A 19,122-nucleotide genomic window follows, 5' to 3' on the forward strand; every position below is an offset into this window, starting at 1 on the left:
CATCGCATGACGCCGTCCACCCGCCGGGTCTTCCTGGCACTGATCGCCCTGCTCGCCCTCGTGTCCCTCAGCGCCTGCCAGCGCGAGCCACAGCCGGAGTGGCGCCTCAACGATGTGTCCGGCCACCTGCCCGACCTCGACTTCCGGCTCACGGACGACAACGGCAAGCCCGTGACCGGCGCCGACTTCAAGGGCAAGGTGACGGTGATGTACTTCGGCTACACGCACTGCCCCGATGTCTGCCCGTTGACGCTGACCCAGCTGCATGTCGTGCTCGATCGCCTCGGCGCGCCCGCGGAGAAGGTGCGCATCCTGTTCGTCAGCGTCGATCCCGCGCGCGACACGCCGGCCGTCATGCATGCCTACGTGAACGCCTTCGACAAGCGCGCCGTCGGCCTCGTCGGCTCCGACCGCGACGTCGAGGCACTGGCCAAGCGCTATCGCTCCGCGTTCACGCGCGAGCCCGACCGGGGCGACGGCAATTACGAGGTCAGCCACAGCTCGGCGATCTACATCTTCGACGGCGACGGCAAGGCGCGCCTGCTGGCCACGCCCTCCGCCTCGCAGGACGATATCGTCCACGACCTGCACCTGCTCACTTCGATGGAGTCCACGCCATGATGGTTCGCACGATCGCCGCCGCCCTGCTCCTCGCCGCCGGCGCCGCCCACGCGACGGATACGGTGAGAGCTTCCGGCGCGTGGATCCGCGTGCTTCCCGGCAACCTGCCGGCAGGCGGTTACGCCACGTTCGAGAATCCCGGCGACGGCAAGGTCTCGATCACCGACGCGACCAGCGCGGATTATGGCGAGGCGATGATCCACCGGAGCAGCACGGAAACCGGCATGGGCCGCATGGAAATGGTGGACGAGGTGCCCGTGCCCGCCAGGGGCGAGGTCGCCTTCTCGCCGGGCGGCTACCACGTGATGCTGATGAATCCCAAGCACCCGGTGAAGCCGGGCGACACGGTCGTCGTGACCTTCACCCTTTCCGACGGATCGACACTGGCCGTGCCCTTCCTGGCGCGACCGGCGAACGCGAAGGGGCTGGCGGACTGACCACGCCGCGGCGCAGCGGCGCGGACGAACACCTTCAGCGGATGTCGAATGCCTCCGGCAACTCATGCACCGAGAGTTCCTCTCGGTAGAGTTCGTCCACCCTCGCGTGCTCCGGGCCGTCGCGCAGCCACTCCTCCATGGACTCGATCGCGCCGCGCTCGCCGTAGACGACCACCTCGACGCTCCCGTCGGACAGGTTCTTCGCGAACCCCGTGAGGCCGAGCCCCAGCGCGCGCTCGCGGGCCGAAGCCCTGAAGAACACGCCCTGTACCTTGCCCCTGACGACGAAACGCGTGGCTTGCATGATCGTTACCCCTTCGGGTTCGGATGCTTCGACATCTCGTCCCTGAGCTTTTCGGCGGTCACGGGACCGACGAACCGTTTGGCCAGGCGACCGTCCGGTGCGATCAGCCAGCTGGTGGGCAGCCCCTTGGCTTCGCCGAAATCCGTCGGCGGCGCGGTGACGTCGACCTGCGCGATGGGGTACGACACCGGGTGCTTTCCGAGGAAGGCTTCGATCTCCTTCGGGTCCGTGTCCTCGTACGCCAGACCGATGGCCGTGACGTCCTTGCGGCCTTTCACGAACGCCGAGATGTCCGGCATCTCCTTGATGCACGGTACGCACCACGTCGCCCAGTAATTGACGAGCACCCACTTGCCGCGCTGCGCGGCGAGGTCGAACGGCTTGCCGTCGAGGGTTTTCACGGAAAGCTGGTAGACCCTGGCGTCGTCCGCGGCGAACGCGGGAAGAGCGGTCGCGAGGGCGGCGGCGGCGAGCAGGCGGCGGATCATGCGGGGGAATCCTCGGTGGGGACCGGAACCGGCGGGGGCGGAAAAAGGGCGTCGAGTCTCGCGCCGAGCGTGGCGTCGAGCGCTTCGGCCAGATTATCCAGCAACCCGAGAAGCTCGGGTGGAAGAACGATTCCCAGACGCTGGACCTGTTCCCGGGGATGCAGCGGCAGACGGTACTGGGTACAGCGATAGACGCGCAGCAGTTCGGTGGCGTCGAGGCTGCGGGTGAGAAGCCAGCCGCCGGCTTCGCCGCGCTGGATCATGTCCGCGCGCTGCAGGTCGTCGAAATAGCAGGCGATCGCGCTCGACGGCAGATAGGGCTCGCGCACGCGCACGATGGCGGGGTCGACGCTCTCCCCCGTCCGCTGCGCATGGACGAAATGCTGGAGCACCACCAGCAGGCCGATGAATTCCGCCCCTTCGGGCAGCGCCTCGTGAGGCACGACGTATTCGAACGCGGAGATCGACGCCGCGATGGACGCGCCGAGGATCACGATGATCCACGAGAGGTAGATCCACAGGAGGAAGATCGGGATCGCGGCGAGCGCGCCGTAGATCTCTTCGTAGTTCGGCGAATTGCGGATGAACTGCGCGAAGCCCCAGCGCGCGCCCTCGAACAGGATGGCACCCAGCAGCGCGCCGATGGCCGCGTGCCGCCACGAGACACGGCGGTTGGGGATCATCGTGTACATCAGCACGAGGGTGACGAAGGTGATCGTGAAGGGCAGCAGGTTGAGCAGGCTGCTCTGCGTCGCCAGCGTGTCCGCCGCCTCGTGCAGCAGCGGGAACGCCGCGATGTACGAGGAGAGCGCCAGGCCGCCGACGACGAGGATCGGCCCCAGCGTGAGCGCGGCCCAGTACAGGAGCAGGCGCGAGGTCCAGCCGCGCGGCTTGCGGACGCGCCAGATCCGGTTGAGGCGATCCTCAATGCTGACCATCATCGATACGGCGCTGAACAGCATCACCAGGATCGAGATGCCCGTCAGCTGGCTCGCCTTGTCGGCGAAGGCGAGCATGTATTCCTGGATCTTCATGCCGGTCGCCGGCACGAAATTCTGGAAAGCGTAGTTGGCGAGCGCGCCCCGCCACTCTGCGAACACCGGGAACGCCGAAAGGATCGCGAAGACGGCCACCGTGAGCGGCACCAGCGACACCAGTGTCGTGTACGACAGGGCGCCCGCCGTTTCGAAGCACTTGTCGTCGACGAAGCGCAGCCAGGTGAAGCGCGAAAAACTCAGCGCGCGGTCGCGGTCGATGCGCAGCGGCATGTCCATCCTCATCCCGAACGATTGGGAACACGTGTCAGTTCTGCGAGACTAACCGCCTTCGTAAAGGTGGCCATCCATGTCCCACGACGTCCTCGTACTCTACTACAGCCGCAGCGGCCACACGGCCCAGCTCGCCCGGTTCATCGCGCGTGGCGTCGAGGAAGTGCCCGGCATGCGCGCGCGCCTGCGCCAGGTGCCGCCGGTGGCGCCCGTGACCGAGACGGCCATGCCGCCCGAGCCCGAGGAAGGCGCGCCGTACGTGTCGCGTGCCGACCTGGTCGAGTGCGTGGCGCTGGCCATGGGCAGCCCGACGCGGTTCGGCAACATGGCCGCGCCGCTGAAACACTTCCTCGATACCACGGGCGCCGAATGGGCCTCCGGCGCGCTCGCGGGCAAACCCGCCGCGGTGTTCACGTCCACCAGCACGATGCATGGAGGACAGGAGGCCACGCTGCTGTCGATGGCGCTGCCCTTGCTCCACCACGGCATGCTCCTGGTCGGCATTCCCTATACCGAGCCCGCCCTGAACGCCACGCTCACGGGCGGCACGCCATACGGCGCCAGCCATGTCGCCGGCACGCGCGGCGACAACGCGATCAGCGAGCACGAACGCGAACTGGCACGGGCGCTGGGCAAACGCCTCGCCGATGTCGCGCGACGCCTGGGAACCCCGGCATGACCGTGGCGCTGAGCACGGCGCAGAAGATGGGCCTGGCCGCATGGGCGGGCCTCCTTCTCGTGCAGGTGCTCTGGTATTCGCTCTACCCGCCCGTCGCCATCCCCACGTGGGTGGCCTTCGCCCTGACCGTGCCGGCGCTGCTGCTTCCGCTTTTTTCGCTGCCCAACGTGACGCGTGCCCTGCTCTGGGTCGGCATCCTCGCGCTGTTCTATTTCTGCCATGGCGTGGCGGAAGCCTGGAGCTCGACCGGCGACCGCTGGCTCGCGTTCATCGAGGTGGCGCTCACCCTGCTGCTGATCGGTACGCTCGGCGCTGGCGTACGACGCCGCAGCGGTGCACGCTAGGCGCATCGACGCCGGCTCGAGGACACGACGATGGGTTTTGTGCAGGAGGCGCCGCGACTGGCGCATCCCTTCCGCCACGATCGCGTGCTCAACGCGTGGCTCGACAATCGTTTGCCCGCCGACCGGCTGGACCACGCGCGGCCGGACCTCGAAGCGCTGGGCGATTACGCCGTCATGGCCTGGGATCGCCGTACGCGCACGCCGCGTGTCGAGCCCGTGCTCACGCAATGGGACGCCTGGGGCAACCGCGTCGACCGGATCGCCCTCACGCCCGCCTGGGAGGAAGGCCCGGCACTGACGACCCGCCACGCGGTGCTCGCGGCCGGCCATGCGGGGACGCCCTGGGCGCGCGTCGAGGAGTTCGCCCGCGTCTACCTCTACCACGTCGCCAGCGAATTCTGGTGCTGCCCGCTCGCGATGACCGACGGCGCCGCCACGGCGCTGCACGCGTCGGGCAACACCGCGCTGATGAAACGCGCGCTGCCCCGGTTCCTCAGCCGCGACCCCGCGACCTTCTGGCTCTCGGGACAGTGGATGACCGAAACGCCGGGCGGCTCGGACGTGGGCCGCACCGAGACCGTGGCGCGCCAGGACGCGGAGGGGCAATGGCGCCTGTACGGGCGCAAGTGGTTCAGTTCGGCGGTCGTCGGCGAGGCCGCGCTCGCTCTCGCGCGTCCCGAGGGTGCCGGCGGTGGCACCTCGGCGCTCGCGCTGTTCTATGTCGAGACGAAAGACGAGCACGGCGCCTGGCAGGGCATCACGATCGACCGGCTGAAGAAGAAGCTCGGCACGCACGAACTGCCCACGGCGGAGATCCGTCTCGACGGACTGGCGGCGACGCCCGTCGGACCGCTCGATCACGGTGTGCGGCAGATCGCGCCGATGCTCAACGTCACGCGCACGTGGAACGCCGTGTGCGCGGTGGCGAGCATGGCCCGCGCGATTTCGCTCGCCCGCGATTACGCGCGGCGGCGCGACGCGTTCGGCGCGCGGCTCGTCGAGCACCCGCTGCACGCGCGCACGCTGGCCGACATGCAGGCGGAATTCGAGGGCGCGTTCGCGCTCGCCTTCCACGTCGCCGAACTGCTGGGCCGGACCGAACATGGCGAGTGCGAGCCGCACGAGCCCGCGCTGCTCCGCCTGCTGACGCCGCTGGCGAAACTGTGGACCGCGAAGGTTTCCATCCGCGTCGTGTCCGAAGCGATCGAATGCTTCGGCGGCGCCGGCTACATCGAGGATACCGGCCTGCCGCAATTGCTACGCGACGCGCAGGTGTACGCGATCTGGGAGGGCACGACCAACGTGCTCTCACTGGACATGCTGCGGACCCTGTCCAGCGGGATCGTGCCGCTGAGGCACGCGATCGGCGGATTGCTTCCTGCGGGCGACCCGCACGAACGGAACGCGATCGTGGCGGCTCTCGACGCGACCGAGGCGCTGCTCGGCGAGATCGTGGCCGACCGCGCCTCGCTGGAGGCCTCGGCGCGGGGCATCGCCTACACCCTGGCTCGGACGATGGCCGCGGCCCTGCTCGTCCGCGCCGCGGACTGGGGCGACGCCGCGGGCGATCCCCGTCCCCGCGCCGCCTGCCGGCGCTTCATCGAGCGGGGCCTCGACCGGCTCGCCCTTCCGGCCAACGAGGACGACGCCCTGCTCGCGGGGGACAACCCTGTAGAATGAGGGCCCCGTTTCACCCCCTTCCCAGGTCACTCCATGCAGCAGCTCACCATCGTCACCACCGGCGGCACCATCGACAAGGTCTATTTCGACGACAAGTCGGATTACCAGATCGGCTCGCCGCAGATCGGTGACATCCTCCAGCAGCTGGGCGTTGCTTTCCGCTTCGACGTGATCCCCATCCTGCGCAAGGACAGCCTGCACGTCACCGACGAGGATCGCGCGCTGATCCGCAGCACCATCGAAGCCCAGCCGCACCGCCATGTCCTCGTGACGCACGGCACCGACACCATGGTCGACACGGCGCGCGTGCTCGCGGGTATCGAAGGCAAGGTGATCGTGCTCACGGGTGCGCTCAATCCGGCGCGGTTCCAGGGTTCCGACGCCGTGTTCAACATCGGCTGCGCGGTCGGCGCGGTGCAGACGCTGGCCGACGGCGTCTACATCGCGATGAACGGGCGCGTGTGGGATCCGGCCGCGGTTCGCAAGAACCGCGACGCGAATCGCTTCGAGGCGATCTGATTCAGCGCGGGGCGCGGTCTTCGAAGACCGCGTCCACCGTCGCCCCCGCATCCATGAGGCCTGCGCCGCAGCCCTTGGGGCACGGGCCAGGCAACGGGCGCGCGTTGTCCACCAGCTGACGCGTGACAGCGTCCACGTCGATGGCCGGATCCACCGACCGCATGAGCGCCACAAGCGCCGACACGTGCGGCGCCGCCATCGAGGTGCCGGCCTTCCAGGCGAACGCCGGCCGTTCCCGACCGCGCTGTCCGCCGTCCACGGAAGACACGATGTCGTCCGCACCCACCTCGGTGAGGCTTCCCCCGGGTGCGGCGAGGGTCACGCGATCGCCGAAATTCGAGTACCAGGCCATCGCTCCGTCACGGGCCAGCGCGCCGACCGTGACGACGCCGGGGCAGTTCGCCGGCATCGCGGCGGACGCGGGCATCTCCTCGTTGCCCGCGGCGGCGACCACCACCGAGCCACGGGAGCGCGCGCCATCGATCGCGCGGGAGAACGTGCCGCTGCACGCGCCCGGCACGCCGAGGCTGAGATTGATCACGTCGGCGCGTCGCTCCACCTGCGGCACGCCCGGCACCTCGCCACCGCTCGCCCAGACGATGGCATCGGCGACGTCGGACATCCGTCCGCCGCAGCGTCCCAGGACGCGAACGGGCAGGAGCTTCGCCTCGGGCGCCAGCCCGATCATGCCCGGCAGGTTGCCGGCACGGGCCGCGACGATGCCGGCGACGTGGGTGCCGTGCCACGACGAGCGGCGGGCGGATGTCGCGCCGCACTCGCCGGGATCGTTCCAGTCGCCCTCGTCGGTCGGGTCGGCGTCGCGACCGTCGCCATCTCGTGCCTGCTGCGCATCGCCCACGAAGTCGTAACCGCGCAGCAGCTGCCCATCGAACTCGGGGTGGGGCGTGATGCCGGTATCGAGCACGGCGACGACGGCGCCGGCGCCGCGCGTGCGCCGCCACGCGACTTCGGCATCGACGCCGACTCGAGGGTCGTGCAGGTTCCATTGGCGCCGCCACAACGGATCGGTGACCGCCGTGGGCTGCAGCCAGACGTCTTCCTCCACCGACACGACGCCGGGCAGCGCCACGAGGTGTGCCACGTTGCCGTCCGACACCTCGAACACCTCGCCGCCCGTCGCGACGCTGCGCACGTGGCGTGGCACGACGTCGCGCGCGCTCGTCGCGCGTAACGGGCGACGGGCCACGGCCGCCGCGGCGGGATCGGTGAAGTGCACGATGTAGCGGACGGGCTCGGCCATGGCCGAAGCGGATGCGAGCGAGAACAGCAGCGCGACGGGGAGGATGCGCATGAGGAATTCCTTTGGGGTGGGGTCCGTTCACCGTAGGAAATGCGTGTCCTGGCGGGAATCCGATGTCGCCCGTGCCGGTGTGTCAGTGTTTCCGCGTCACGCGGCTACGCGCGGACGGTGCGGGCGGCGCACAAGAAAAAGGCCCGGGCGTCGCCGCCCGGGCCTTCATGCTGCCTATGCCTGCGCGTTACGGCGTCCAGGTCGCCTTCACCGAGACGCCCGAGAAGGTGCTGTAACCACGCACCTTGACGTAGTACGTGCCGGCCTGCGGCGCGGCGAACGTGCACGACTCGTTGTTGCCGTTGAGGTAAGGACGGCAGTTGTAGCTCGACGTCGTCGGCGCGGAACCGAACTTCACGTAGAGGTCCGCGTCGCCCGTGCCGCCGCTGGTGGCGATGGTCAGGTTGGACGCACCGGCGCTGACCACGACGGTGTAGCTCAGTTCCGTGCCCGAGCTTCCCGCCAGGCCCGTCTTGGCGACGCCGTTCTGCAGCTGCGTGCTACCACCGCCGCCGCCCGTCGAGCAGCTGACGCCGACAGCCGTGAAGGCCGCGGCGACGTCCGTGGCGGAGTAGCCGAGATCGGTCGCGGCGCTCGCCACGCCGCACGCGCCGGTGTTGAACGTCGAATTGGCCGTCCAGTACAGCGCGTTCGCGCGGGCGAAGACCTTGAACGCCTTGACGGTGTCCCAGTTCGTCTTCTTCGCCAGCGTGCAGAACGCCTTGTTGTAGACACCCGACGAGTAGTGCACGTCGAGCCCGTTGTAGTACTGCGATGCGTTGTCGATCGACGCGCCGTCCTGCGAGGGCGTGCACATGTAGCGAAGGGCGTCGCCGATACCCGCGCTGGTCTTGACGATGTCCGAGCCCACGAGGAAGTCGTTGCTGCCACGGTCGTAGTACTCGGCCGCTTCGCCGGCGATGTCCGAATAGGCTTCGTTCATGCCGCCCGACTGACCGGAATAGGCCAGGTTCGAGTGTTGCTCCGTGTAACCGTGGCTGATCTCGTGCGACGTCACGTCGAGCGCCACCAGCGGATAGAACGTGCTGGCGCCATCGCCGAAGGTCATGGAGCTGCCGTCCCAGAAGGCGTTCTCGTAGGCGTTGCCGTAGTGCACCTTCATGATCAGCACCTGGTTCAGGGGTGCCGCGCCGGTGTACGCGGTGTACATGTCATGGACGACGCCACCGAAATGGTGCGCGTCGTTGATAGGGCCGTAGGCGCCGTTGACGGCGTCGCCGCTGGAATTGAAGCAGGTGAAGCTCCACAGCGTGCCGCTGCCGGAGGTGGCCTTCTTCATGTTGTACGACTTCACGTATGCGTTCTGCGCCGTACAGGTGCTGCCGGACTGCGTGACGCGAAGTGCCGGCTTGCCGCCCGCGCCCCACGTGTACTGCCCTGTTTTCTGATTGCCGCCGGGACCGGTCGCGTCGACTTCCGCGTTGGTCAGGCCTTCCCACTGTTCGATGATCTGTCCGGTGTTCGCGTCGACGATCGCCGTCGGTCGCGACGGCGTGTCGCCGCCGACGAAGTACGAGGTCAGGTAGACCAGACGCGCCGGCGCGCCTTCGACGGGATAGACGTAGAGGTCGGCCTTGACGTTCTCCGGCTTCGACGTGGCGCCGACCGTGCGCGCCTGCTTCGTGAGCGCCGCGACGGCGGCCGCCTGGTCGAGCCGCGGGGTCACGGAGGCGATGTCCACCTGGAGGTCGGAACTGACGATGCCGTTGGCGACGAGCGAATTTCCCTGGGCGTCCTGCTCCACGGCGATGCTGCGGCCATACACCGGCACGCCCTTGAACGTCTGCTGCATGCGTACCGTCTGCGTGCCGCGCACCGTCGGCAACGCGGTCTTCGCGACGAACGCGTTGTCGGACGTGAGGCCGAGCTTCACCGCGAGCTGGCTGGCCGGGACGGCACCGAGGCTCTGCGCGTGAAGCGCCTGCTCGGTGCCGGCCGTGGCCACCGAGGTGGCGGCGATGGCCAGGGATGCGGCCAGGAGCTTCCTACGAACATGACTTGCCATTACGTTCCTCCTCCGGAAATGGGCCACACCCAGCCATTGCGGCCGTGGGGGACCACATTTCGAACGAATCAAAGTTCGCGCCGAAGCGCGATGCCCGTGTAACCCGCGGTCCCCTTACCGAAGGTCGCCGTCAACCTAGCGCAAGAAACCACGGTCGACTACCTAGGGATTTCCCTAGGCGGCGCAAAAACGCGATGCTACGCACACGACGACCGCGAAGGACCTCCGATGAGCGCCACCGACGACATCGATCTCGAACTGCGGCAGCTCACGCCGTCCGTGCGGGCGGCGTTCCGCCTGACGTCGGAGCGCCATACGCTGGACCATCTGCTGGGGGAGATCGGACTCGAAGGAGCCACCACGTGGCAAAAGGGAGAGAGCATCGCCGCGTCGGACCTGCAGCGCAGGACGAACGGCTGGTGCTTCGAGCTACCGTGGCAGCGCACGTACATGCTGGACGACGCGCTGAGCGAACTGCTGCGCTCGCTGACGCCTCATCGCGACGAGATCGTCGCCGCGGCGCGTGCCCTCGACCTGGATGCGCACTTCGCGCTGGAGACGCGCATGTACGCCGAACGCGCGCCCGCCGCCTACCTGTCGCCCGCGAACGTCAAGGCGATCGCCACCTACGGAGCATCGCTCGACACGGCGGTGACGCCATCCGTGCCGGAGCGATCCTGAGCGACGAGCGCTCAGAGCATGCCTGTCTCGAGCTTGGCGGCGTCGGACATCATCGAGTGATTCCAGGGCGGATCGAACACGAGGTCGACGTCGGCCTCGGCCACGGTCGGGATCAGCTCGAGCTTGGTGCGGACATCGTCGACGAGGATGTCGCCCATGCCGCAACCCGGGGCCGTCAGCGTCATCTTGACGTACACCTTGCGGGAGCCCTCGTCGCTGGATTCCAGCGCGACGTCGTAGACCAGGCCCAGCTCGACCACGTTGATCGGGATCTCGGGATCGAAGCAGGTGCGCAGCTGCTGCCAGACGAGCTTCTCGACGTCGTCGTCCGACGCGCCGTCCGCCAGCTCGATCGCCTTCGGCGGCTCCTTGCCCAGCGCATCGGCATCGTTGCCGGCGATGCGGAAGAGATTGCCTTCCACGTAGACCGTGAAACTGCCACCCAGCGCCTGGGTGATGTAGCCGATCTGCCCGGCCGGGAGCGTCACCGTCTCGCCCTGCGGCACCATGACCGCCTGGCAGTCGCGCTCGAGGGTGAAAGGTTCGCTGCTGAGGCTGAAACCGCTCATTGCTGTCCTGTGAAGGCCGCACCGCGGCCGCAAAGTCGTCGATTATGCGCCCGGGCGGGGCACCCGGGTAAGCATCCACCGGCTCAAGGTCGGGGCGACCGCGCTCCGCCTCAAGAGCGCGACGCGGGCGCGCCCGCTATCATGGCCGCTTTGCCCGAGCCGTCGATCCCATGCGCGACCTGACCGTTCCCCATGCCCTCTGAGCGTTCCGGCCCCGCCACGCTGCTCTTCGGGGTGCTCTGCGCCGCGACCTTCGGCTTCGCGGTCGGCGCCGTGTGGATGGTGCCGCAGATGATGTTCGGACGCGCGCTTCCCGCGCTGGTCCTGCCGGCCGGCTGGGTGCTGGGCGTCGTCGTCCGGCGCTGGCTGCGCTTCCAGGGCCTCACCGGCGCCCTGCTCGCCGCGGGCGCGACGCTCCTGGCGGCCGCCTACACCGCCTGCCTCGTGGCGGCGGCCACCATCGCGGGCATGATGGGCATGGGGCTGGGCGACACCATTTCCGACGCCGGCCCGGGCATGCTGCTCGCACTGGCCCGTCTGGCGCAGGGCCCAGGTGACTATGTGCTCGCGGGCGCCGGTGCGCTGCTGGCGGCGCTCGTCGCCTTCCCCCTTCGCTCGCGCCGTGGGGGCGCACTTCAGAAGCCGTAAATCCCCCGTCGCGGAAGATATTTCGCCCAGCGGACAGTCAACCGGCGGTCGGCGACCGCGTTTACCGGAGTGGAAACGAGCCGATGGAGCACGAGGATGCGGATACCGACGAAGCGGAGAAAGGCGTGAACGCCTCGCTCGCGCTCGACAGCGCGTCGCTCGACGACATCCGGGACGTGCCCGCGACCATGGATGCCTTCCTGGCGTCCATCGAGCGGCGCGCCTGGCGCATGGCGGAGATCCACCTCGGCAACCGCGAGGACGCGCTGGACGCCGTGCAGGACGCCATGATGCGGCTGGTGCACCACTACGGCGCCAAGCCAGCGGGTGAGTGGACGCCGCTGTTCTGGGGCATCCTGCGCCGCCGCATCGTCGACCTGCAGCGGCGCCGCAAGGTCCGCTCCATCGTGGTCGGCTGGCTCGGTGGCGGCAAGGACGACGACGGCGACGAGCTGCCCACCTGGGAGCCCGCCGACGACAGTCCCGACCCGTCCGGGCGACTGCAGGATTCGCAGGCCTACGGCGACATCGTGGCGGCGCTGCGCAATCTGCCGCGGCGCCAGCGCGAAGCGTTCACGCTGCGGATCATGGAAGGCCTGGACGTGGCCGAAACCGCGGCGGCCATGGGCTGCTCCGACGGTAGTGTGAAGACCCATCTTTCGCGCGCGATGCATGCGCTGCGCGAGCAACTGGAGGCATGGCGATGAGCCAGCACGATCGGGAACTCGAACGTCGCGCCAGGGAGCTTTTCCTGCGCGCCAGCCATGACGTGGATCCGGCCATGTCGGGACGCCTGCGCGCGGCCCGGCGGACCGCCCTGTCCCGGCCCCACGCCTCGGCGGCGCGGCGTCTGCTGCTTCCCGCGGGCGCCTTCGCGGTGCTGGCGCTGGCCAGTCTCATCGTCTGGCAGCCGGGCGGCTCGCCGCCTTCGCCGGCGTCGATCGGCGCAGCCGTCGAGAGCGACCCCAACGACCTGCCGCCCGATGCCGACAGCGCCGATCCGGCGCTCTACAAGGACCTCCAGTTCTACAGCTGGCTGGCCTACAACGACACCAAATCCCCGTCCCGCAAGTGACCGCCATGCGCCGCGTCCCGTTCGTCCTCACCCTCCTGCTCGCCCTGGCCGCGCCGTTCGCCACGCCGGCGCAGGATCGACCGCCGCCGCCCGGCGCCGACGCGCCCCTGCCGGCGCCGCGGCCGTGGAGCGCCCTGTCGGCGGATGAAAAGGACATCCTCGCGCCACTGGCGAAGGAATGGGACACGTTTCCGCCGCAACGCCAGTCGAGGATGCTCGACAAGGCGCAGCGCTGGCGTGGGCTGCCGCCGGAGCGTCGCGCGCAGATCCGCGAACGCATCGAGCGCTGGCAGCAGATGACCCCGCAGGAGCGCGACGAGGCGCGGCGCAACCGGCAGAAGTTCCAGGACCTCAGCCCGGAACAGCGCGACCGCCTGCACGATGCCTTCGAACGCTTCCGCAGCCTCACGCCGCAGCAGCGCGACGCCCTGGTGGACAAGTGGCGCGGCCTGACGCCGGATCAGCGCCGGGACGCCATCGACCACCTCGGTCCCAACGACGCCCTGCCTCCGCCACCGCCGCCGCGCAACTGACGGCGGGCACGGTGACCGGCGCGTGTAAAATGCCCGGATGACCCTCAACGACCTGGCTTTCCTCGATTCGCGCCGATCCGTGCCCGCGCGACAGCTCGGTGAACCGGCCCCCGACGACGCGACGCTGCGCCGGCTGCTCGAATCCGCCCTGCGCGTTCCCGATCACGGCAAGCTCGCGCCATTCCGCATCCGCATCCTGCGCGGCGAGGCGAAACTCGCCTTCGGTCGCAAGCTGGCGAAGCTCGCCGCCGATGCCAATCCCGACATGTCCGACGCCAAGCGGGACAAGGAGCAGCGCCGCTACGAACACGCGCCGCTGGTGCTCGTCGTCACGACGAAGATCGACGGCGACAGCAAGGTGCCCGCGCTGGAGCAGGATCTCGCCGCGGGCTGCGTGGCCTACAACATCCTGCTCGGCGCGCAGGCCCTCGGCTTCGGCGCGCAGTGGCTCACCGGCTGGGCCGCGTACGACCGCGACGTGGCGAAGCTGCTCGGGATGAAGAAGAGCGAGCACGTCATCGGCTTCATCCACGTGGGCACGCCCACGATGGACGCGCCCGAGCGCGAGCGTCCGTCGTACGACGACATCGTGAGCGTGTGGTCGCCGTGAGCGGCGATTCCCTTGTCCACCTGGTGGACGGCAGCCTCTACGTGTTCCGCGCCTGGCATTCCATGCCGGACGAATTCCACGATCACGAGGGCGAGCCGGTCAACGCGGTGCACGGCTTCACCCGTTTCCTCTGCGAACTGCTCGAACGCAGCCGTGCCGAGCACATCGCCGTGGCGTTCGACGCCTCGCTGACGACGTCGTTCCGCAATGCGATCTACCCGGCGTACAAGGCCAACCGGGAGCTGCCGCCGCCGCAACTCGTACGGCAGTTCGCGCTGTGCCGCGAGATCGCGGCCGCGCTGGGCCTCACGGTCCTGAACGACCATCAGTACGAAGCCGACGACCTCATCGGCAGCGCGCTGTGGGGCATGCGTTCGCACGGGTTCCGGGGCGTGATCGTCTCGGCCGACAAGGATTTCGGGCAGCTGCTCGGCGAGTTCGACGAGCAATGGGATTTCGCGAAGAACGTGCGCTGGGGCGCCGCGGGCGTCTTCGAGCGCCTGGGCGTGCATCCGCACCAGGTCGCCGACTACCTCGCCTTGTGCGGGGACGCCGTGGACAACATCCCCGGCGTGCCCGGCATCGGGGCGAAGACCGCGGCCGCGCTGCTCGCGCACTTCGGCAGTCTCGACGCGATCCTCGACCGCATCGACGAGGTTGCCTTCCTGCGCATCCGTGGCGCGGCGTCGTGCGCCGCGCGCCTTCGCGAGCATGCGGAACAGGCGTTGCTCTGCCGGCGGCTGACGCGCATCGCGCTGGACATCGCGGTCGCGGAGACGGCCGATGCGCTGAGCCGGCGGGCCGGCGACGCGTCGGCCGTCGACGACCTCTGCGAGCGCATCCGCTTCGGGCCGCTGACGCGCACGCGACTCCGCGCGCTGCTGTAACGCCCCAACGTCACACACCCGAGATACCCTTGGGTGGATACTTCGTCGCCTCGCCTGGAGCCCACCCATGCTGAAAAGCCCGCTGCCGCACGCCTCGCCCATCCCCGACGACGCCCACGCGCCCGAGGAAACCCTGTTCCGGGGCGACTGGCTGACGCTCAAGCGGCGCGGTCGCTGGGAATACGTCTCCCGCAACAACCCACGCGGCGCCGTGATCATCCTGGCCGTCACGCCCGACGACAAGGTGATCTTCGTCGAGCAGTACCGCGTCTCGCTGCTGCAGAACACGATCGAGATGCCGGCCGGCCTGGTGGGGGACATCGCCGGTTCGGAAGAAGAGGACGTGCTCCTGGCCGCGCGCCGCGAACTCGAGGAAGAGACCGGCTACGCCTGCGGCCGCATCGAATTCGTGCACGAGGGCCCCTCGTCGTCGGGCATGAGCACCGAGATGATCGCGTTCGCCCGCGCGTGGGATCTGGAAAAGGTCGGACCGGGCGGCGGCGACGAGACCGAGAACATCACCGTGCACGAAGTGCCCCGCGCCGAGGCCGGCCGCTGGCTCTTCGAGCGCGCCAAGGAGGGTTTCTCGATCGACGCCAAGCTCTTCGCCGGCCTCTGGTTCATCGAACACCCCGACGCGCACATGCGCTGAGGCCCGTGTCAATTCTTGCCGAGACACCCCCTGCCGGTTAGCCTTCCCGGTGGCCTACCAGGCACCGCCCATGTCCGTCCGCTTCGCCCATCTCCACCTGCACAGCGAGTATTCGCTGGTCGATTCGACCATCCGCATCAAGCAGCTGGTCGCGGCATGCGTGCGTGCGGGGATGCCGGCGGTCGCACTGACGGACGAGAACAACCTCTTCGGCCTGGTGAAGTTCTACAAGCAGTGCACCGCGGCGGGCATCAAGCCGATCGCGGGCTGCGACATCTGGGTCTCGAGCCCGGACGATCCGCGCCCCTCCCGCCTCACGCTGCTCTGCCAGGACCGCGACGGTTATCTCAACCTCTCCCGCCTGGTCTCGCGCGCATGGCGCGAAGGCCAGGGCACGGGCCGCGCGCTCGTCGACGCCGCCTGGATGACGCCCGACACCGTCTCGGGCCTCATCGCCATCGCCGGCCGGGAAAGCGAGGTCGCGCGCGTGGCGCTCGGCACGGGGCTGCCGGCGGCGGGCCTCCGGCTCGGCATGCTCACGCGCCTGTTCCCCGATCGCCTCTACCTCGAACTGACCCGCACGGGCCGCGAGAACGAGGAACACTGGGTGCGCGCCGCCATGGCGCTGGCGGGCGAGCACGAACTGCCGGTCATCGCGAGCAACGACGTGCGCTTCCTGGAGCGCGAAGGTTTCGAATCGCACGAGGCGCGCACCTGCATCAACCAGGGCCGCGTGCTGGCGGATCCGAAGCGTCCGCGCGAGTACAGCGAAGAGCAGTACTTCAAGACGCCCGAGGAGATGGAGGCGCTGTTCGCCGACATTCCCGAGGCGCTCGAGAACACCGTCGAACTGGTCAAGCGCTGCAACCTCGAACTGTCGTTCGGCACCTATTACCTGCCGAACTTCCCGGTGCCCGAGGGCCACACGCTCGACACGTTCATCCGCGAACAGGCGCAGCAGGGCCTCGAGGAGCGCCTCGCGGCGAATCCCCTCGCGCCCGGGAAGACGCGCGAGGACTACCAGGCCCGACTCGATCGCGAGGTCGACGTCATCATCCGGATGGGCTTCCCCGGCTACTTCCTGATCGTGGCGGACTTCATCAACTGGGGTAAGCAGAACGGCATCCCCGTCGGCCCCGGTCGCGGTTCGGGCGCGGGTTCGCTCGTGGCCTGGGTGCTGAAGATCACCGACCTGGATCCGCTCCAGTTCGAGCTCCTGTTCGAGCGCTTCCTCAATCCCGAACGCGTGTCGATGCCCGACTTCGACATCGACTTCTGCATGGACCGCCGCGACGAAGTCATCGACTACGTCGCGCGCAAGTACGGCCGCGACCACGTCAGCCAGATCATCACCTACGGTTCGATGGCGGCGAAGGCCGTGCTGCGCGACTCCGGGCGCGTGCTCGGCATGGGTTACGGCCAGGTCGACCGCCTCGCCAAGCTCATTCCCAACCGTCCGCTCGACCTCACGCTCGGCGACGCGCTCGGCCGCACGGAGAAGGCGAAGAAGGAGCCGGACCGCATCGTCCGGGAGTTCTGCGAGGTCTACGACACCGAGGAAGAATCGCGCGCGCTGATCGATCTCGCGCTCAGCCTCGAAGGCCTCACACGCAACGCCGGCAAACACGCCGGCGGCGTCGTCATCGCGCCCACGCCGCTCACCGACTTCGCGCCGCTGTACTGCGAACCGAGCGGCGAAGGCGTCGTCACGCAGTACGACAAGGACGACGTCGAAGCCGTCGGCCTCGTGAAGTTCGACTTCCTCGGCCTGCGCACGCTCACGATCATCGACTGGGCCGTGAAGGCGATCAACAAGCGCCGCGCGAAGGAAGGCGTCGAGCCGCTGGTGATCGAGTCGCTGCCGCTCGACGATCCCAAGGTCTACGACCTGCTGAAGAAGGCGCAGACCGTCGCGGTGTTCCAGCTCGAATCCCGCGGCATGCAGGGCATGCTCAAGGACGCGCAGGCCGACCGCTTCGAGGACATCGTGGCGCTGGTGGCGCTGTACCGCCCCGGCCCGATGGACCTCATCCCCAGCTTCTGCGCGCGCAAGCACGGCAAGGAAGCGGTGGAATATCCCGATCCCCGCGTCGAACCGATCCTGAAAGAGACCTACGGCATCATGGTCTACCAGGAGCAGGTGATGCAGATGGCGCAGATCGTCGGCGGTTACACGCTCGGCGGCGCCGACCTGCTGCGTCGCGCGATGGGCAAGAAGAAAGCCGAGGAGATGGTGAAGCACCGCGCGACGTTCCGCGAAGGTGCCGCCAAGGACGGGATCGACGGCGACAAGGCCGACGCGATCTTCGACCTCATGGAGAAGTTCGCCGGCTACGGTTTCAACAAGTCGCACGCCGCCGCGTACGCCCTCGTGTCGTACCAGACCGCCTGGCTGAAGGCGCACTACCCCGCCGAGTTCATGGCCGCGACGATCTCGTCGGACATGGACAACACCGAGAAGGCGGTCACCTTCCTCGACGAGACGCGCGCGATCGGCATCAAGGTGCTGCCGCCCGACGTCAACGCGTCCGACTACATGTTCGAGGCCGTCGAACCGCGCGTGGTGCGCTACGGCCTCGGCGCCATCAAGGGCGTCGGCCAGGGCATCTGCGAGGAGATCGTCGCCGAACGCAAGGCGCGTGGCCCGTATCGCGGGCTGGTCGATTTCTGCCAGCGCGTCGGCTCGAACAAGCTCAACAAGCGCGTGATGGAAGCGCTGGTGCAGGCCGGCGCGCTCGACGCGCTCGGCGAGAACCGCGCCACGCTCGTCATGCACATCCCGGAGGCGATGCGGGCCGCCGACCAGGAGGCGAAGAATCGCGCCTCGGGGCAGGTCGACATCTTCGGCAACGCGTTCGGCGCGGCCGAGGCGCCGAGCATCATCGAGCTGACCGGTTCCGTGCCGGAGTGGCCGCTCGAGCAACTGTTGCAGGGCGAGCTCGATACGCTCGGCCATTACCTGTCGGGGCATCCGACCGATCCGTGGAAGGCGGAGCTCGGCCAGTTGTCGAGTTGCCCCATCGGCGAGATTCCGCAGCGTTACCAGCCGCCGAAACCGCGTCGCAACGACGACGACGAGAACGCCAGCCGTTTCCGTCGCGGACCGGAAACGCCGTGGACGGTCGCGGGCATGGTCGTCGGGGTGCGCAAGCGCGGCGAAAGCGACGCGTTCGTGCAGGTCGAGGACGCCACCGGCATGCTCGAAACCAGTTTCTTCCGTGAAGTCTTCGCGGAATCCCAGCACCTGCTGACGCGCGGCACGATGATCGTGGTCGAAGGCGGGCTGCGCATCGACGACTTCGCGGGCGGCTATCAGTTGCGCGCGCGCAAGGCCTACGCGCTCGCCGACGCGATGGAGCATTTCGGCCGGTTGCTGACGCTCAAGCTCAACGGCGTCGGCCCCGATTTCCCGCGTCATCTGCGCCAGGCGCTGATGGGCTACCGCGGCGGCCGCACGCCCCTCCTGCTCAGCGGCTATCGCAACGCGGTGGGACAGGCCAGCCTCGAACTCGGCGACGAATGGCGCGTGCGCGCCGTGCCCGATCTCGTCCGCACGTTGCGCACCCTGCCGGGCGTCCTGGGCACCGAACTGCGCATGGTGCGCCCGGCGGATTGATCCGGCCGTCGCCGTGGTGCGAAATGCGAAGGCTGTGGGAGCGGACCGGCTGTGGGAGCGGACCTGGCCGCGACAGCGTTTCGCGTTGCCCTTCGAGCTGGCGCGCGAGCCTGTGGACCGAGGCGAACAGCTGTCGCGGCCAGGTCCGCTCCCACAGCCTTCTTCGAGCTGGC

At 68.8% G+C, this 19,122-nt stretch carries 21 protein-coding genes; 15 read left to right on the top strand and 6 right to left on the bottom strand.

What is annotated here, in order from left to right; genetic code table 11:
- The first annotated feature begins 6 nt into the window (after positions 1–6).
- Positions 7–621 (top strand): SCO family protein, encoded by a 615-nt coding sequence (locus BMY69_RS11860; RefSeq protein ID WP_090178273.1) that lies wholly within the window; start codon positions 7–9, stop codon positions 619–621.
- Positions 618–1,058, top strand: a complete 441-nt coding sequence (locus BMY69_RS11865; protein WP_255364532.1) for a copper chaperone PCu(A)C — start codon at positions 618–620, stop codon at positions 1,056–1,058. The genes BMY69_RS11860 and BMY69_RS11865 overlap by 4 nt, the downstream gene beginning before the upstream one ends.
- 34 nt (positions 1,059–1,092) lie before the next feature.
- Here the strand turns inward: BMY69_RS11865 and yccX are convergent, their stop codons facing one another.
- The 3 genes from yccX to BMY69_RS11880 are packed head-to-tail and all read right to left on the bottom strand — an operon-like array spanning position 1,093 to position 3,118.
- Complete coding sequence (gene yccX, locus BMY69_RS11870) at positions 1,093–1,362, bottom strand: acylphosphatase (protein ID WP_090178275.1); 270 nt, start codon at positions 1,360–1,362, stop codon at positions 1,093–1,095.
- Between the two features lie 5 nt (positions 1,363–1,367).
- Positions 1,368–1,850 (bottom strand): TlpA family protein disulfide reductase, encoded by a 483-nt coding sequence (locus BMY69_RS11875; RefSeq protein WP_090178277.1) that lies wholly within the window; start codon positions 1,848–1,850, stop codon positions 1,368–1,370.
- Positions 1,847–3,118, bottom strand: a complete 1,272-nt coding sequence (locus BMY69_RS11880; protein ID WP_090055879.1) for a YihY family inner membrane protein — start codon at positions 3,116–3,118, stop codon at positions 1,847–1,849. The genes BMY69_RS11875 and BMY69_RS11880 overlap by 4 nt, the downstream gene beginning before the upstream one ends.
- Positions 3,119–3,194: 76 nt before the next feature.
- On the opposite strand from BMY69_RS11880, the gene wrbA reads away from it, so the two are divergent.
- Genes wrbA through BMY69_RS11900 form a run of 4 tightly spaced genes read left to right on the top strand, consistent with a single transcriptional unit; the run spans position 3,195 to position 6,340 of the window.
- On the top strand, positions 3,195–3,797 hold the full coding sequence (gene wrbA / locus BMY69_RS11885) for an NAD(P)H:quinone oxidoreductase (protein WP_090178280.1): 603 nt from the start codon (positions 3,195–3,197) through the stop codon (positions 3,795–3,797).
- Positions 3,794–4,141: a DUF2069 domain-containing protein gene (locus BMY69_RS11890; RefSeq protein ID WP_090178282.1), complete on the top strand. Its 348-nt coding sequence runs from the start codon at positions 3,794–3,796 to the stop codon at positions 4,139–4,141. The genes wrbA and BMY69_RS11890 overlap by 4 nt, the downstream gene beginning before the upstream one ends.
- Before the next feature lie 30 nt (positions 4,142–4,171).
- Positions 4,172–5,821, top strand: a complete 1,650-nt coding sequence (locus BMY69_RS11895; RefSeq protein ID WP_090178284.1) for an acyl-CoA dehydrogenase family protein — start codon at positions 4,172–4,174, stop codon at positions 5,819–5,821.
- A 33-nt stretch (positions 5,822–5,854) separates the two neighbouring features.
- Complete coding sequence (locus tag BMY69_RS11900) at positions 5,855–6,340, top strand: asparaginase domain-containing protein (protein WP_090054791.1); 486 nt, start codon at positions 5,855–5,857, stop codon at positions 6,338–6,340.
- Position 6,341: 1 nt separating this feature from the next.
- On the opposite strand, the gene BMY69_RS11905 is transcribed toward BMY69_RS11900, so the two are convergent.
- Positions 6,342–7,652: a S8 family peptidase gene (locus BMY69_RS11905; protein WP_090054792.1), complete on the bottom strand. Its 1,311-nt coding sequence runs from the start codon at positions 7,650–7,652 to the stop codon at positions 6,342–6,344.
- Positions 7,653–7,839: 187 nt separating this feature from the next.
- Positions 7,840–9,678: a M4 family metallopeptidase gene (locus BMY69_RS11910; RefSeq protein ID WP_090178286.1), complete on the bottom strand. Its 1,839-nt coding sequence runs from the start codon at positions 9,676–9,678 to the stop codon at positions 7,840–7,842.
- Positions 9,679–9,906: 228 nt separating this feature from the next.
- Between BMY69_RS11910 and BMY69_RS11915 the strand changes: the two genes are divergently transcribed.
- Positions 9,907–10,359, top strand: a complete 453-nt coding sequence (locus BMY69_RS11915) for a DUF4279 domain-containing protein (RefSeq protein WP_090178289.1) — start codon at positions 9,907–9,909, stop codon at positions 10,357–10,359.
- 11 nt (positions 10,360–10,370) lie between these two features.
- Here the strand turns inward: BMY69_RS11915 and sufT are convergent, their stop codons facing one another.
- The gene (gene sufT, locus BMY69_RS11920) at positions 10,371–10,928 is read right to left on the bottom strand and encodes a putative Fe-S cluster assembly protein SufT (RefSeq protein ID WP_090054803.1); all 558 of its coding nucleotides are present in this window, start codon (positions 10,926–10,928) and stop codon (positions 10,371–10,373) included.
- A 192-nt stretch (positions 10,929–11,120) separates the two neighbouring features.
- On the opposite strand from sufT, the gene BMY69_RS11925 reads away from it, so the two are divergent.
- From BMY69_RS11925 to dnaE, 8 genes are all read left to right on the top strand, one after another.
- The gene (locus BMY69_RS11925; RefSeq protein ID WP_090178292.1) at positions 11,121–11,576 is read left to right on the top strand and encodes a hypothetical protein; all 456 of its coding nucleotides are present in this window, start codon (positions 11,121–11,123) and stop codon (positions 11,574–11,576) included.
- Positions 11,577–11,659: 83 nt separating this feature from the next.
- Positions 11,660–12,283 carry an RNA polymerase sigma factor gene (locus tag BMY69_RS11930; RefSeq protein WP_175472819.1) on the top strand — a complete coding sequence of 208 codons (624 nt, stop codon included), beginning with the start codon at positions 11,660–11,662 and terminating at the stop codon, positions 12,281–12,283.
- On the top strand, positions 12,280–12,651 hold the full coding sequence (locus tag BMY69_RS11935) for a hypothetical protein (RefSeq protein ID WP_090178294.1): 372 nt from the start codon (positions 12,280–12,282) through the stop codon (positions 12,649–12,651). Before BMY69_RS11930 ends, BMY69_RS11935 begins: the two co-directional genes overlap by 4 nt.
- Before the next feature lie 5 nt (positions 12,652–12,656).
- On the top strand, positions 12,657–13,184 hold the full coding sequence (locus BMY69_RS11940) for a DUF3106 domain-containing protein (protein ID WP_090178297.1): 528 nt from the start codon (positions 12,657–12,659) through the stop codon (positions 13,182–13,184).
- Positions 13,185–13,221: 37 nt separating this feature from the next.
- Positions 13,222–13,794, top strand: coding sequence for a nitroreductase family protein (locus BMY69_RS11945; RefSeq protein ID WP_090178298.1), 573 nt, complete (start codon positions 13,222–13,224; stop codon positions 13,792–13,794).
- Positions 13,791–14,681: a 5'-3' exonuclease gene (locus BMY69_RS11950; protein WP_255364533.1), complete on the top strand. Its 891-nt coding sequence runs from the start codon at positions 13,791–13,793 to the stop codon at positions 14,679–14,681. The genes BMY69_RS11945 and BMY69_RS11950 overlap by 4 nt, the downstream gene beginning before the upstream one ends.
- 67 nt (positions 14,682–14,748) lie before the next feature.
- Positions 14,749–15,333, top strand: a complete 585-nt coding sequence (locus tag BMY69_RS11955) for an NUDIX hydrolase (protein ID WP_175472820.1) — start codon at positions 14,749–14,751, stop codon at positions 15,331–15,333.
- Between the two features lie 70 nt (positions 15,334–15,403).
- A complete protein-coding gene (gene dnaE, locus BMY69_RS11960) occupies positions 15,404–18,949 on the top strand; it encodes a DNA polymerase III subunit alpha (RefSeq protein ID WP_090178301.1) in 3,546 nt (1,181 codons plus the stop codon).
- Positions 18,950–19,122: the final 173 nt, after the last annotated feature.

This window comes from Luteibacter sp. UNC138MFCol5.1, from assembly GCF_900110505.1.
Taxonomy (GTDB): Bacteria; Pseudomonadota; Gammaproteobacteria; order Xanthomonadales; family Rhodanobacteraceae; genus Luteibacter.